12 protein-coding genes are annotated in these 13,651 nt (G+C 53.6%); 6 read left to right on the forward strand and 6 right to left on the reverse strand.

Annotated elements, in window-relative coordinates; all coding sequences use genetic code 11:
* The first annotated feature begins 23 nt into the window (after positions 1-23).
* From tig to Q0N43_RS07550, 4 genes are all read left to right on the forward strand, one after another.
* Positions 24-1,523 (forward strand): trigger factor, encoded by a 1,500-nt coding sequence (tig, locus tag Q0N43_RS07535; protein WP_295444972.1) that lies wholly within the window; start codon positions 24-26, stop codon positions 1,521-1,523.
* A 283-nt stretch (positions 1,524-1,806) separates the two neighbouring features.
* The gene (locus Q0N43_RS07540) at positions 1,807-2,439 is read left to right on the forward strand and encodes an ATP-dependent Clp protease proteolytic subunit (RefSeq protein ID WP_295444801.1); all 633 of its coding nucleotides are present in this window, start codon (positions 1,807-1,809) and stop codon (positions 2,437-2,439) included.
* Positions 2,440-2,572: 133 nt separating this feature from the next.
* Positions 2,573-3,844 (forward strand): ATP-dependent Clp protease ATP-binding subunit ClpX, encoded by a 1,272-nt coding sequence (clpX, locus tag Q0N43_RS07545; protein ID WP_295444804.1) that lies wholly within the window; start codon positions 2,573-2,575, stop codon positions 3,842-3,844.
* A 253-nt stretch (positions 3,845-4,097) separates the two neighbouring features.
* Positions 4,098-7,388: a carboxypeptidase regulatory-like domain-containing protein gene (locus Q0N43_RS07550; protein ID WP_295444807.1), complete on the forward strand. Its 3,291-nt coding sequence runs from the start codon at positions 4,098-4,100 to the stop codon at positions 7,386-7,388.
* Positions 7,389-7,439: 51 nt separating this feature from the next.
* Here the strand turns inward: Q0N43_RS07550 and mtgA are convergent, their stop codons facing one another.
* From mtgA to Q0N43_RS07565, 3 genes are all read right to left on the reverse strand, one after another.
* Positions 7,440-8,141, reverse strand: a complete 702-nt coding sequence (mtgA, locus tag Q0N43_RS07555; protein ID WP_295444809.1) for a monofunctional biosynthetic peptidoglycan transglycosylase — start codon at positions 8,139-8,141, stop codon at positions 7,440-7,442.
* 51 nt (positions 8,142-8,192) lie between these two features.
* Entirely contained in the window at positions 8,193-9,098 is a 906-nt protein-coding gene (gene rpoH / locus Q0N43_RS07560) for an RNA polymerase sigma factor RpoH (protein WP_295444975.1), read from the reverse strand.
* 72 nt (positions 9,099-9,170) lie between these two features.
* Positions 9,171-10,112, reverse strand: coding sequence for an RluA family pseudouridine synthase (locus Q0N43_RS07565; protein ID WP_295444812.1), 942 nt, complete (start codon positions 10,110-10,112; stop codon positions 9,171-9,173).
* A gap of 22 nt (positions 10,113-10,134) precedes the next feature.
* Here Q0N43_RS07565 and Q0N43_RS07570 point away from each other — a divergent pair, with 22 nt between their 5' ends.
* Both Q0N43_RS07570 and Q0N43_RS07575 read left to right on the forward strand, forming a co-directional pair.
* The gene (locus tag Q0N43_RS07570) at positions 10,135-10,536 is read left to right on the forward strand and encodes a M67 family metallopeptidase (RefSeq protein WP_295444815.1); all 402 of its coding nucleotides are present in this window, start codon (positions 10,135-10,137) and stop codon (positions 10,534-10,536) included.
* Positions 10,537-10,600: 64 nt separating this feature from the next.
* Positions 10,601-11,242 carry a histidine phosphotransferase family protein gene (locus Q0N43_RS07575; protein ID WP_295444819.1) on the forward strand — a complete coding sequence of 214 codons (642 nt, stop codon included), beginning with the start codon at positions 10,601-10,603 and terminating at the stop codon, positions 11,240-11,242.
* A gap of 45 nt (positions 11,243-11,287) precedes the next feature.
* Here the strand turns inward: Q0N43_RS07575 and Q0N43_RS07580 are convergent, their stop codons facing one another.
* From Q0N43_RS07580 to Q0N43_RS07590, 3 genes are read right to left on the reverse strand one after another with little or no spacing between them, the layout of a single operon-like run.
* The gene (locus tag Q0N43_RS07580) at positions 11,288-12,517 is read right to left on the reverse strand and encodes a CCA tRNA nucleotidyltransferase (RefSeq protein WP_295444822.1); all 1,230 of its coding nucleotides are present in this window, start codon (positions 12,515-12,517) and stop codon (positions 11,288-11,290) included.
* Positions 12,514-13,086 carry a CoA pyrophosphatase gene (locus Q0N43_RS07585; protein WP_295444825.1) on the reverse strand — a complete coding sequence of 191 codons (573 nt, stop codon included), beginning with the start codon at positions 13,084-13,086 and terminating at the stop codon, positions 12,514-12,516. The genes Q0N43_RS07580 and Q0N43_RS07585 overlap by 4 nt, the downstream gene beginning before the upstream one ends.
* A complete protein-coding gene (locus tag Q0N43_RS07590; protein ID WP_295444829.1) occupies positions 13,083-13,634 on the reverse strand; it encodes a DUF1285 domain-containing protein in 552 nt (183 codons plus the stop codon). The genes Q0N43_RS07585 and Q0N43_RS07590 overlap by 4 nt, the downstream gene beginning before the upstream one ends.
* Positions 13,635-13,651 lie beyond the last annotated feature (17 nt).

The following is a 13,651-nucleotide window of genomic DNA, read 5'->3' on the forward strand; positions in this document are numbered from 1 at the left end:
CTGTCGTAGATAGAGAAGAAAACATGCAGACCGTCGAGACACAGAATGAAGGCCTGAAGCGCGCTTATCGCATGACGATTACCGCAAAGGACGTTGAATCCCGCATCGATGCCGAGGTGAAGAAAATTGCACCTCAAGTGCGTATGCCCGGTTTCCGTGCCGGTAAGGTTCCCGCCAATCTGGTCAAGAAAATGCACAAGGACTCGCTGCTTCAGGACGCGCTGAACAGCTCGATTCAAGAAGGCGTCCAAAAGACGATTTCGGATAACAAATTGCGTCCAGCGACTCAGCCACATGTGCATCTCGATGACGATTATGCGCCGGGTAAAGACGCGGTTGTCGATTTTCATCTCGAAATCCTGCCGATCATTGCAGCGCCGTCGATCGACGGCATCACGCTTGACCGCCTGACCGTCGAAGTCAGCGACGCACAAGTCGATGAATCGATCCTGAAGCTTGCCGAAGGGCAAAAGAGCTTTGAAGCGGCCGACAAGAAATATGCTGCCAAAATGGGCGACAGCGTCGTTATCGATTTTGAAGGCAAGGTCGACGGCATGCCTTTCGAAGGCGGTAAGGGCGAAGGCATGGCCGTTGAGCTTGGCTCTGGTCAGTTGATCCCCGGTTTCGAAGACCAGTTGGTTGGCGTGAAAGCCAATGACGAAAAGGTTCTGAACGTAACCTTCCCCGAAGATTATAATGCCGAAAACCTGAAGGGTAAGGCGGCAACTTTTGACATCGTCGTCAACGAAGTGCGCAAGCCGGTTGAAGCCAAGGCAGATGACAATTTGGCCAAGATGTTCGGCCTGGACGGCATCGACAAATTGCGTGAATTGATGAAGGTTCAGGTTGAACAAGAACATAACGGCCTGACGCGCACCTATATGAAGCGCCAGTTGCTGGATCAGCTTGCCGCCGGTCATGATTTCGAAGTGCCGCCTTCAATGGTCGAAGCCGAATTCGAACAGATTTGGATGCAATTGGAGCAGGAAGCTGCCCGCGAAGAAGACGCCGAAGCTGCGAAAAAGGAAATGGAAGCCGAGCGCGAAGAGTATCGCGATATCGCCGTCCGCCGCGTTCGCTTGGGCTTGCTCCTCTCGGAAATTGGCCAAGCCAATGGTGTTGAAGTCAGTTCGCAGGAAATGAACATGCTCGTGCAGCAAGCTGCGCAGCAATATCGCCCTGAAGACCGTCAGCGTTTCGTGCAATATCTGCAGGAAAACTTAATGGCAGCCGCTCAGCTTCGTGCACCGATGTTTGAAGACAAGGTTGTCGACTTCCTGTTCGACAAGGCGACCGTGACGGACAAGACCGTGACCAAGGACGTGCTTGAAGCCGCCATTGAAGCTGAACCAGATGCACAGCCTGCCGATAAGAAAAAGGCACCTGCAAAAAAGGCAGCCGCAAAAGACGAAGCGCCTGCCAAGGAAGCCAAGCCTGCTGCGAATAAAGCTGCCCCTAAAAAGGACGCTGATGCCGCGCCAGCCAAAAAGGCACCCGCCAAAAAGGCTGCACCTAAGAAATAATCTCTGCATCAAACATTGCAGCAAAAAGGGGGATGCGATGCGTCCCCCTTTTTTATCGTCATAACAATGGCGGCTTGTTGTTAGACATATTCGCGACAGAAACGTACACATCTATTAAAGCACTAAAAATATAAGAAATAATCGAATTAGGGAACGGTGGAGCCGCAGCGTGCGACGAAGCTTCCAACTCATCCCCAAACTAAACCGTTTTCGTGCTTGAAACTTTGCTTGCCCACGCCGATGTAGGCGGTAACGCATAAACATAACATCTTAGAGGTATTTCATGCACGTTCCTTTTGATCCCGTCCAAGCTTTGGTTCCCGTCGTTATCGAGCAATCGAACCGTGGGGAGCGCAGCTGGGACATTTTTTCGCGGCTTTTACGAGAACGGATCATTTTCGTGACGGGCGAAGTGGAGGACAATATGGCCTCCGTCATCACGGCGCAGCTGTTGTTTCTCGAATCGGATAATCCGAAGAGAGACATCTGGATGTATATTAACTCGCCCGGCGGTGTGGTCACTGCGGGCATGGCGATACATGACACAATGCAGTATATCCGTCCGAAAGTCGGCACCGTATGCATTGGGCAGGCGGCTTCAATGGGCAGTTTCCTGCTTGCGGCGGGCGAGCCGGGCATGCGCGTCGCTTTGACCAATTCGCGTATCATGGTGCATCAGCCTTCCGGCGGCGCACGCGGCATGGCGTCGGATATCCAGATTCAGGCAAATGAAATCTTACGTATTCGCAAGCGTATGAATGACCTATATGCAAAATATACAGGTAAGCCATTGAAGGATATAGAAAAAGCTATGGACCGCGATACCTTCCTTGAAGCGGACGAGGCAAAGGCCTTTGGCCTAGTAGACGAGGTATTTGACAAGCGCCCGGCAAATGCAGAAGCCGACGCAAGCTGACACTAGCGGGGTCATTTTGGCAGATTTGCCTTCATGGCACAGTCCGCATTGGGCTATTGCTTAATCGGACCGCATCTTTAGGATACTGGGGCTTTAATGTGCTTTTAAAATTGGCGTGCATACAGGACATATTATGACGAAGTTGAGCGGTTCAGATACGAAAAGTACCCTTTATTGCTCTTTCTGCGGAAAATCGCAGCATGAAGTGCGCAAGTTGATCGCTGGCCCTACAGTGTTCATCTGTGATGAATGTGTTGAACTTTGCAATGATATCATTCGCGAAGAAACAAAGGGCGCCTTGAATGGCCGTAAAGAGGGCGAAGTGCCCACGCCGCAGGAAATCTGCGAGGTATTGGACGACTATGTCATTGGTCAACCGCAGGCAAAACGCGTATTGTCGGTTGCCGTGCATAACCATTATAAACGCCTCAACCATGGCGCAAAGGGCGCGGATGTTGAGCTTGCGAAGTCCAACATCCTGCTCGTCGGCCCCACAGGTTGCGGTAAGACATTATTGGCACAAACGCTGGCTAAGACCTTCGACGTGCCGTTTACGATGGCAGACGCAACGACATTGACGGAGGCCGGCTATGTCGGTGAAGACGTAGAGAATATCATTCTCAAGCTGCTGCAAGCATCCGATTATAATGTCGAAAAGGCGCAGCGCGGCATTGTGTATATCGACGAAATCGACAAAATCAGCCGCAAGGCCGAAAATCCTTCCATCACTCGCGATGTCAGCGGGGAGGGCGTTCAACAGGCGCTGCTCAAGCTCATGGAAGGCACAACGGCCAGCGTCCCGCCACAGGGCGGTCGCAAGCATCCACAGCAAGAGTTTCTGCAGGTCGATACGACGAACATCTTGTTCATCTGCGGCGGTGCATTTGCCGGGCTTGAAAAGATTATTTCAAATCGTCTTGAGGGCAAGTCGATTGGTTTTGGCGCGCATGTTGCTGACCCGGACGAGCGTCGTACTGGCGAAATCCTCAAGCAGGTCGAACCTGAAGACCTGTTGAAATTTGGTCTAATCCCCGAATTCGTCGGACGCTTGCCGGTAACCGCTACGCTTGAAGACCTTGACACCGCGGCGTTGGTGAAAATTCTCTCGGAACCCAAAAATGCGCTTGTGAAGCAATATCGCAAGCTGTTTGAAATGGAAGATGTCGGCCTAAGCTTCACCGATGATGCGTTGGAAGCCATCGCCAAGAAGGCGATTGAACGCAAAACCGGTGCGCGTGGCCTGCGATCCATTCTTGAGGCGATTTTGCTGGATACGATGTTCGACCTGCCGACCTATGACGGTGTGGACGAGGTTGTGGTGGATAAGGACGTCGTCGAGGGTCGCAAGACCCCTGTTTTGGTATATGCCAAGTCCGCCAAGGCCAGCAAAGAAGACGCCGCTTAAGCAAAGGCTCAATTGACTGTGGCAAATAAGCCACGTTCGCTGACAAAATAATGTCAATCCATGGCGTGCCGTAACGCAAAACCTTGCGTGTGGAGTGCCGTCGGGGTGCAGCTACCCATACGGGCGTACGATTGTCATTTTATTGACATTTACCAGTTCCATCAGGGGGGCCGTTCCTAGTCGCGCGCCGACTTGCCGATCTTCTCTGCGCACGCAAAACCGTAGGAACTACAATTTTCTAAGGGGTATGTTTATGCAAGTCCGTTTTTATCTCGCTGCTAGTGCTGCTGCGTTGTCGGTGGCTTCAGTTCTCGCAACGCCTGCTTTCGCGCAAGAGACCACTTCATCTGTTCGTGGAACCGTTGAAAGCGATACCGGTCCAGTTGCTGGCGCGACGGTAACGATTGTCCATGAGCCGTCTGGCACGACATCAACAAGTTTGACCGACGACGCGGGTAACTTTAGCGCAAGTGGTCTTCGTGTTGGCGGACCTTTCACAGTAAGTGTTGACGCAAGCGGTTACGAGACTGCTCAGGTAACTGACCTATCCTTGAGCGCTGGCCAAAGCTTTCGCCTTCCCGTTGTTCTTCAAACACAACGCGAGATCGTAGTTACCGCCTCTGCTCTTCGCGGTGCGACTGAGACAAGTAATGGACCAACATCTGCTTTTAATCGCGAGGATATTGAGGGTGTTGCGTCGATTAACCGTGATATTCGCGATGTTGCACGGCGTGATCCATTTGTGACTATTGACCTTTCGAACAGCCGTACGATCGAAGTCGCTGGCCAAAATGGCCGCTTAAATCGCTTCTCTGTTGACGGCGTTCAATTCTCGGATGATTTTGGCTTGAATAACGGCGGTCTGCCCACCTCACGCGGTCCTGTGCCGTTTGACGCAATTGAGCAGCTTTCCGTCAAAGTGGCACCTTTTGACATTTCGGAAGGCGACTTTCAGGGAGGCGCAATTAACGTCGTTCTGAGGTCTGGCGGAAACAACTTCTCGGGTTCGGCCTTTTACACGTACACCGACGAAAGTCTGACGGGCGACAAAACACGTGACCGCAAAGTCGCATTGAAATTTGACTCGAAGCAATATGGCGGGATTATTTCTGGGCCAATCGTAAAGGACAAGTTGTTCTTTATGTTTGGTTATGAAAAAACGAAGGAGTCGGATCCGTTTGATGATGGTGTGGGCTCCGGTTATGCCAATCAGGTACCAGGCGTCACACAAGCGCAAATCGATCAGGTTAGCGCGATTGCACAATCGGTATATGGTTACGATACACTTGGCCAAATCCAAAATGCCGTTGAACAAGACGAGAAATACGTCGCCAAATTGGATTGGAACATCAACGAAGACCACCGTGCTTCGGTAACGTACATCCGCAACGTTGGGACGCAACAGTTCCAGCAAAATACATTCGTCACCGGAAGCGCCCCTTATGCGATAGGTTTGTTTTCGAACGGATATGAACTTGGTGAGGAAGTGAACTCAGGCGCGTTTCAGCTCAACTCGCAATGGACTGACACATTTTCAACCGAAGTCCGGGCGTCCTATCGCGACTATAACCGCGACCAAACGCCTTTCGGTGGCCGAGAATTCTCTCAGGTTGAGGTTTGCCTGGACCCAACTTCAGTGGTCAGCGGTGCAAGTACCCGCACCTCTTGCGGCAGTTCGCGTGTATTCTTCGGACCTGACGTCAGCCGTCATTCGAATGATTTGAATACCGATAACCTCTCAATCGATTTTACAGCACGGAAAGATGCGGGAAGCCATCGTATTAAGGCGACCTTTGGCTATTCAAAAATCAACACCTTCAACCTTTTCCTGCAAAGGTCATTGGGTGATTATTACTTTGACTCGATAGCCGACTTCCAAAATCGCGTTGCAAGCCGTCTTCGCTTCGGCGCAGCCGTTCCAAGTCTTGATGCGAATGACGCGGCAGCCAATTTCAGCAGCAGTGCTTACACATTTGGTATCCAAGATGATTGGGAAGTATTGCCAAATTTGGAAATGAACTTCGGTTTCCGTTATGATTTATATGAAAATCCAACGGCCGTGGCGTTGAATACCAATTTCCTTACACGCCAGAATTTCCCGAACACCAATACCTTCAATGGTGAGGGCGTGTTCCAACCGCGATTTGGGTTTAACTGGCAGGCGTCAGATCGTCTCGTCGTTCGCGGTGGGATTGGTATTTTCGCGGGTGGAACACCTGATGTGTTCCTGTCAAACAGCTATTCGAACACCGGACAGCGGACAAATGCCATCGACATATCGCGTGACTCTTCGGAGGCGACTTGTAACGTGTCTCCGGCTAACCCAACCTTGTGTGCGGCGGCCCTTACCGGCGTGACAGGACAGATACCGTCAACCGTTGGTGCATTTGCCGCGACCAACACTGCATCCCTGGCAGCTGCACCCGTCAACGCAATTGATCCCGATATTTCGACCGCACGTCAGGCGCGTGCAACCTTGTCTGTCAACTATGATGCGGATCTCGGACCGCTTGGCGATGGCTGGCTGTTTGGCGTTGATGCGCTTTATGGTGATGTTATCGAGGCGTATCAGTGGACTGACGCGCGTTCGGTTGTCATCGGCACGCTTCCCGATGGCCGCCCCCGTTATGCGCCTTTGGGCGGAACTGCGACCACCAACCAAGATTTGTTAATGACCAATGACCAGCGCGGTCGTTCTTATATCGGCGTTGCACGATTGGCTAAGTCTTGGGATTGGGGTCTGGCGGTCAATGCCAGCTACACCCGTTCGGACGTTAAAGACACCAACGCCATCACTTCGGCCACAGCAGGTTCTTTGTATTCGAACAATGCGTTCTCCAATCCAAATTTTGCAGCCTACGGTACCTCGATTTATCAAATCAAGGACCAGTGGAAATTTGGCGTCGATTTCAACAGAGCGTTCTTCGGTGAAAACAAAACTCGCCTGTCACTCTTTGGCGAATATCGCTCAGGCCGGCCTTACAGCCTGACTATGAACGATAAGACGTCAGGTCGGTCAGCAGTGTTCGGCACTGTAGGGAATGGCAGCCGTCACCTCCTTTATGTACCAACTGTTGGTGATAGCCGTGTATCATTTGCTTCATCGGCGAACGAGACAGCGTTTAATGCACTTGTAGATAAGCTTAAGATCGGCAAATATCGCGGGACGATCTTGGGCAAGAATACGCAACAGTCGCCAGATTTCTTCAAAATTGATGTTTCAATCAGCCAAGAGCTCCCACTGATTGTAGGCAACTCTAAACTGCGCCTGTTTGCAGACATTGAGAATGTGCTGAACATGATCAATAAGGATTGGGGTTCATTGCGTCAGGTATCGTTCCCGCAGACAGCTGCTCTCGTCTCGGTACAATGCCTAACCACCGCTGTTGCAACTGGTACAACGCCGGGTTCTGGCGTTGTAAACACTGCTTCGACACAAAATTGTGCGCAATTTAGGTACTCTGACGTGCTTGCCCCAAGCGAAGCGCTGGTGTCGCGGCAGTCGCTCTACGGCGTTCGTGTTGGCGTGAAGCTTAGCTTCTAAGCTACTCTAAACCGAACTAAAAACAGGGCGGGGCTTCGGCTCCGTCCTTTTTTATGTGTAGATGCAAGCATCAAGGCCGTCACGTTTGACGACGCGGATGCGTGCGGAGATGCTGTTGCCATAGCGGCGGGTAAAGCCGCCCACGCTGTTCACTGCACGCTTTTTGGGCAAGGGCAGGATTGCGGCCAAGCGCGCGGCCTCTATGCGGGTCAGGTTCTTGGCGGATTTCTTGTAATAACGCTGCGCGCCGGCTTCTGCGCCATAGGTGCCGATACCGGTTTCGGCGACGTTCAGATATACTTCCATGATCCGGCGTTTGCCCCAGATGTTTTCGATCAGGAACGTGAAATACACCTCTGGCACTTTGCGCAGATAGCGCGTCCAGCCTGATCCTTGCCACAAGAATACATTTTTCGCGGTCTGCTGGCTGATTGTCGACCCACCACGTATACGGCCACCTTGCTGGTTACGCGCGAAGGCTTGTTCAATGGCATCGCGGTCAAAACCATCATGGCTGCAATATTTACCGTCCTCTGCGGCGATCACTGCCCGCACAAGGTTCGGCGATATATCGGAAAGGGGGGTCCAGTCGCGTTTGGCGCCGTTGCTGTCGAATAACATCGTCAATGTCGTCGGGACAGGGGCCACGGCATAGACGCCGGTAAGCGCGAGGCTGCCCCCAATGAAGTACAATGCGCCCTTAAAGCTGGAACGAAGGACGCGGGCGGAAAACGAACGCTTGGTTTTTGTCATTGCCAAAAACTAGCGCAGTGTTTTCCGCCCGTCACCTATTTTTACAGACAGTTAAAACGCGAGCAGTAGCCGTTTTTCGCCAGCAATGCGCAACATCGCATTTTGCAGTTTTTCAAAAGCGCGCACTTCGATCTGGCGCACACGCTCTCGGCTAACGCTATAGGTCTGGCTGAGTTCTTCGAGTGTTTGCGGCTCTTCGATCAGGCGGCGCTGCGTTAGAATGTGCTTCTCGCGCTCATTCAGGCTGCCCATCGCTTCGGACAATAAGGCATGGCGCATGTCACCTTCTTGTGCGTCGGCAACGCGCTCGTCCTGCAAAGGCGTGTCATCGACCAACCAATCCTGCCATTGACCATCGCCATCTTCCCGCATGGGCACGTTGAGCGATGTATCACCGCCCATCGCCATGCGGCGGTTCATATTGTTCACTTCTTCCTCGGAAACGCCCAAGTCAGTTGCGATTTTGCGCAATGCTTCTTGGTTCAGGTCGCCATCTTCAAAAGCCTGAAGATTGTTTTTCATGCGGCGCAGGTTGAAGAACAGCTTCTTCTGCGCAGCGGTGGTGCCGATTTTTACCAAGCTCCAGCTTCGCAGGATAAACTCCTGCATGGAAGCGCGGATCCACCACATCGCGTAGGTCGCGAGGCGGAAACCACGGTCGGGGTCAAATTTCTTTACGCCCTGCATCAATCCGATATTCCCTTCGGAAATCAGCTCGGATACCGGCAGGCCATAGCCGCGATACCCCATGGCGATTTTCGATACGAGGCGAAGATGCGAGGTGACCAGCTGTTCAGCGGCTTTGGTGTCGCCATGTTCTTGCAAGCGCTTGGCAAGCATATATTCTTGCTCGGGCTTGAGTATCGGAAACTTCCGGATCTCGCTTAGGTAACGATTAAGGCTCGCGTCCCCCCCAAGGGCAGGTATCGTAGCCGGAACATTCTTTTTAACAGACATGTTTTCCTCTTTCATTGTGCCTTCCTTTGGGCCTCATCAAGCACCCGCTGGTAAAGCGTTCCCTTAAAAACTTTATGACTGCAACAGGCTTAACAGAAGCTGCATGTCTTTTGGTATACCGCATTCAAACCGTAAAGTTCCGCCGGTAATGGGATGAATAAACCCCAAAGAGGCCGCATGCAATGCCTGCCGGTCGAATTTGGCTTGATTTGGACCGATTTTATAATGGTTTTGTCGATTAGAATATACGCCATCGCCAATGAGTGGATGGCCGATATGGGCCATATGCACGCGGACCTGATGGGTGCGCCCTGTCTCCAGCGTGCATTCGACCACTGCCGTTTTGGCAAAGGCCTCAACCATCCGGTAATGCGTGACGGCATGGCGACCCTTTGATTCGGGCAGCACCGCCATTTTCTTTCGGTTTGTGGTGGACCGGCCAATTTGTGTGCGGACCGTGCCAGCAGGTGGCGCGGGAATGCCGTTTACGATCGCAATATATTTGCGTTCAATATCATGCGCAGCGAAGAGTTTTGCGAGGCCCTCATGCGCCGCATCGCTTTTGGCTACGACCAGAAGCCCGGACGTGTCTTTGTCGATGCGATGAACTATCCCAGGGCGCTGCACCCCGCCAATGCCCGATAGCTTGCCGTGGCAATGGTGGAGCAGCGCGTTGACAAGGGTTCCATCGCTATGACCCGCCGCCGGATGCACGACCAGCCCGGCTGGCTTATTGATGATGATCAAATGTTCATCTTCAAAAACCACATCGAGCGCGATGTTCTGCGCCACTGCTTTATCGGGCACTGGGGCAGGGACATTAAGCTCAAATGCTTGTCCCGACATCTTCTTGCTGCCGGCGTCGGCAAAGACCTGACCATTGATGCGCAGCGCGGCATCCGCGATCAAAGCCTGAATACGCGCGCGCGAAAATTGCGGCAATGCGGCGGTAAGCGCGCTATCCAGCCGCCCCGCACCCAAAACACCTGTAAATGTGGTAATTTCTCCAAGCATCGCATAGACATGGGTGATGGCTTTGCATTTATCAAGCAGCGACTGGCGACAACTTCTGGACTGGGCTGAAACTGCCGGGGACCATGAGTGCTGCGGGTTATTGCGGGGGGCGGGGGATATTGTTGCCGCGGTGGAGCTGGCGCAGAATGTCGCTGCCGATCCTGCAAGGCATTTCGAAATCGACCCGGCCGCATTGATCTCAGCAGGTAAGGACGTGCGAAGTGGTGGAATTCCTGTGTTGGGATTTTTCCATTCGCACCCCAATGGTGTGGCCGCGCCGTCCTCAACCGACGTCGCCCATGCGGCACCCGATCAGCATATTTGGCTCATCATTGCCGATCGTTCGATCACGGCTTGGCAGCCTGTAGTTGCAGACGCTCGGGTGACCGGATTTATCCCCGTCACGTTATTGGTAGAGGGTTGAAACACCCGCCAACTCGGTTCATGAGCGGCGGCTGCACGCCCGATACCATCTGGAACTCTCGTTAATGTCCGAAACCGAAATCGATTTTGCCAGCCTGCTGTGCGCGCGCCTGTGCCATGACCTGTTAAGCCCCGTTGGCGCGATAAATAATGGCCTTGAGCTATTGGCGGATGAGCATGATCCCGAAATGCGGCAACGATGCATGGATTTGCTGGCGGAGAGCGCAAAGGCCGCTGCTGACAAACTTAAGTTTTTCCGTCTGGCCTTTGGCGCTGCAGGCGGGTTTGGCGCTGAAGTTGATCCCATAGAGGCAAAATTGGTGATTGAGCCAATGGTGACTTCAAGCGGACGGACGGTACTTGAGTGGGCCGTGCCTGCGCAGATGATGCCGAAACGAGCAGTGAAAATATTGCTAAATCTCGTTCTGTTGGCCAATGACGCGCTGGTGCGTGGCGGGACATTGTCCGTCGGTGCCGAAGCGCGCTCCGGCGAGCAGGAAATTGTCATTCGGGCGAGTGGACCCAAAATCATAATGGATTCAGCTATTCGACAGGCCCTGACCGGTCAGCTTGACCCCGCTGCCGTGGACTCGCGCACGGCGGTAGCATGGGCGGCACATATGCTGGCGGTGCAAGGTGGTGGCATATTACAACTGGCAGAGCCCGATGCCGAATATCTGGTGATTGGCGCGCTCATCTGCGTTTAGGCTCTGACTCAAAGCCGCCGGTCTTTTCCCGATTACGTAACTGACTTATATTCTTTCTTTTCCGCGCAAAGCAGCATCGACCATTTGAGTCGCCAGCGTGCGTTGGCGTGCCGCATCTGGAAAATCCTCCTCTATCCAAGCGGCCTCAATTGCTTGCAGCGTTGTTGCGACCAAGGGGCCAGCGGGTAAGCCCATGACAATGAGTTCGCCGCCCTTGATCACGAGGCTTGGAATGTCCCATTTTTCCAGCCGCGCGAGACATTCCGGCACGTCTGCATCGACCGCATATAGCATCACGGCATCACGTGCTGTGTCGATATCCGCACGATAGGCAATCGCGCGGACATTAAAGGGTGTGGGCACACCTGCGCGCAACCTTTGGGCAAAGCCCTCGCGCAGTTTGTTGGACAGTTTCAACCGCGCCGCAACCTTATCGGCCGCAACGCTATCGCGGGTTAACAGCGCCAGAAAGCGCGCAGGCAACGAGACGGGCTGCGCATATTGCGTTTCGCGCTCCACAAGGTGCAGCAAGTCATCGGCGGCACTGCCCGACAGTTCGGGCAGAAATGGCGAAAAGATGCCACTTGCGATCATCAGCAGGACTGATGCGACCGGATTTTGCAACCCTAATATGCGCGTGAGTTCCTGCGCGATGCGTTCGCGCGACAAGGCCGTCAGTCCATGCGCGCCAGTTGCGCACGCCGCAATGGCGTCCGCATCAATCTGCCCGCCGCCATATCGCGCAAGGAACCGGAAATAGCGCAATATGCGCAAGAAATCTTCGGCGATCCGTTGATGGGCATCGCCAATAAACCGCAATCTGCGCGCCTCCAGATCACTCAGCCCATTAAAATAGTCGAAGACTTCTCCGCTTTTGGGGTCCGCATATAAAGCGTTGATAGTGAAGTCGCGGCGGCTTGCGTCCTCTTGCCAGTCCGTTGCAAAAGCAACCGTCGCACGGCGTCCATCCGTTGCAACATCGCGCCGCAACGTTGTGATCTCGTAATTCTTGCCATCCACAGCGGCGGTGACTGTTCCGTGTTCGATGCCAGTTGGAATAGCCTTGATACCCGCAGCTTCCAAACGGTTGATGACTTCGTTTGGCAATAAGGCCGTTGCGATATCAACATCGGATACCGGCAAACCAAGCAGCGTGTCGCGCACCGCGCCACCCACATAACGCGGGCCGCCATAAACATCATCCAGCGCCGCCACAATCCTTTTCAGGCCATCGTGATGCTGCCACTCGGCATCGGGAAGGCGCGCACGCGTCATGCCAGCCGCCGCACGAGATTGGCGATGATCCCCGCCGTCACGCCCCAAATCCGTCGTTCGCCCCATTGCATGTCATAATAGCTGCGTTGCTGTCCATTCCAAGCCGCCTCTTTTCGCACCGAATTGGCAGGGTCAAGCAGGAAGGCAAGCGGCACTTCGAAATAGTCATCGACTTCTTCCGGATTGGGCTGAAGCGAAAGGTTTGGCGGGATGAAGCCGATAACAGGCGCTATGCTGTATCCACTGCCGGAGAAATATGTGTCCGCAACGCCGATGACGTCAACTATTGTTGGCGGGATGTTCAATTCTTCATGCGCCTCTCGCACCGCCGCCGCGATTACGTCTTCATCGCTGTCATCGACTTTGCCACCGGGAAAAGCAACTTGGCCCGCATGGCTGCGCAACCATGTGGGGCGCTGAGTCAAGATGACACCAGGTTCTGCCCGGTCTGTTATTGGGATCAGAACCGCTGCTGCACGGTGGGTGTCGACGGCAAAGTGCCGTTCGTCTTCAATCTCTATGCTGCGTGCTGGATCAAGCGCCGCTTGCAACCTGTGCCGCCAATTCATGCAGGCGAAGCCAGTTGGAATTGCGCGCCTTTGCTCCAAATGCTTGGGTCTTCGGCATTTTCGGCAAGCGCCAAATTGGCGAGTTCATAATAGACCGGACGCGCAAGCTTTGCCCACATCCCGCCGCGCACGTGCAAATACATCAGGCCGCCGCGCAGCTCAATTGCGTGATCGGCATCGGCAAAAACAAGGTCGTCGCTGTTGAGCCGGAACGCCAAGCTACGTTCTGGTCCTTCGCCTTCGCTTTGCAGTTCGGCGGCAATGAACGGGGCGTCGTCGACGATGATCGACAGCTTTTGCTGCGGCGTCACAAGCCAATATTGTCCATCGGCATCGCGGCGCAATAGGCTGGAAAAGGCACGGATCATTGCTGGCCGTGTAATTTCTCCGCCCTGATAAAACCATTTACCGTCAGACGCGATCCGCATTTCGCTATCGCCGATATTGGCGGGTTCCCAGCTTTCGACAGGTGGCAATTTTCGCGTCGCAACAAGTTCCGCAATATCGGACAGACTAAGCTTGGCTAGATCAGGTGCTTCGTAAGGCATAAGAACGCGATACGTCC

Origin of the sequence: Sphingorhabdus sp. EL138, assembly GCF_945882965.1 — a bacterium.
Classification (GTDB): Bacteria; Pseudomonadota; Alphaproteobacteria; order Sphingomonadales; family Sphingomonadaceae; genus Sphingorhabdus_B.

Excerpts from the sequence above, each read along its gene's own strand:
- tig (WP_295444972.1), top strand. The coding sequence starts at position 24 with ATGCAGACCGTCGAGACACAGAATGAAGGCCTGAAGCGCGCTTATCGC.
- Q0N43_RS07540 (WP_295444801.1), top strand. The coding sequence starts at position 1,807 with ATGCACGTTCCTTTTGATCCCGTCCAAGCTTTGGTTCCCGTCGTTATC.
- clpX (WP_295444804.1), top strand. The coding sequence starts at position 2,573 with ATGACGAAGTTGAGCGGTTCAGATACGAAAAGTACCCTTTATTGCTCT.
- Q0N43_RS07550 (WP_295444807.1), top strand. The coding sequence starts at position 4,098 with ATGCAAGTCCGTTTTTATCTCGCTGCTAGTGCTGCTGCGTTGTCGGTG.
- mtgA (WP_295444809.1), bottom strand. The coding sequence starts at position 8,141 with ATGACAAAAACCAAGCGTTCGTTTTCCGCCCGCGTCCTTCGTTCCAGC.
- rpoH (WP_295444975.1), bottom strand. The coding sequence starts at position 9,098 with ATGTCTGTTAAAAAGAATGTTCCGGCTACGATACCTGCCCTTGGGGGG.
- Q0N43_RS07565 (WP_295444812.1), bottom strand. The coding sequence starts at position 10,112 with ATGCTTGGAGAAATTACCACATTTACAGGTGTTTTGGGTGCGGGGCGG.
- Q0N43_RS07575 (WP_295444819.1), top strand. The coding sequence starts at position 10,601 with ATGTCCGAAACCGAAATCGATTTTGCCAGCCTGCTGTGCGCGCGCCTG.
- Q0N43_RS07580 (WP_295444822.1), bottom strand. The coding sequence starts at position 12,517 with ATGACGCGTGCGCGCCTTCCCGATGCCGAGTGGCAGCATCACGATGGC.
- Q0N43_RS07585 (WP_295444825.1), bottom strand. The coding sequence starts at position 13,086 with ATGAATTGGCGGCACAGGTTGCAAGCGGCGCTTGATCCAGCACGCAGC.
- Q0N43_RS07590 (WP_295444829.1), bottom strand. The coding sequence starts at position 13,634 with ATGCCTTACGAAGCACCTGATCTAGCCAAGCTTAGTCTGTCCGATATT.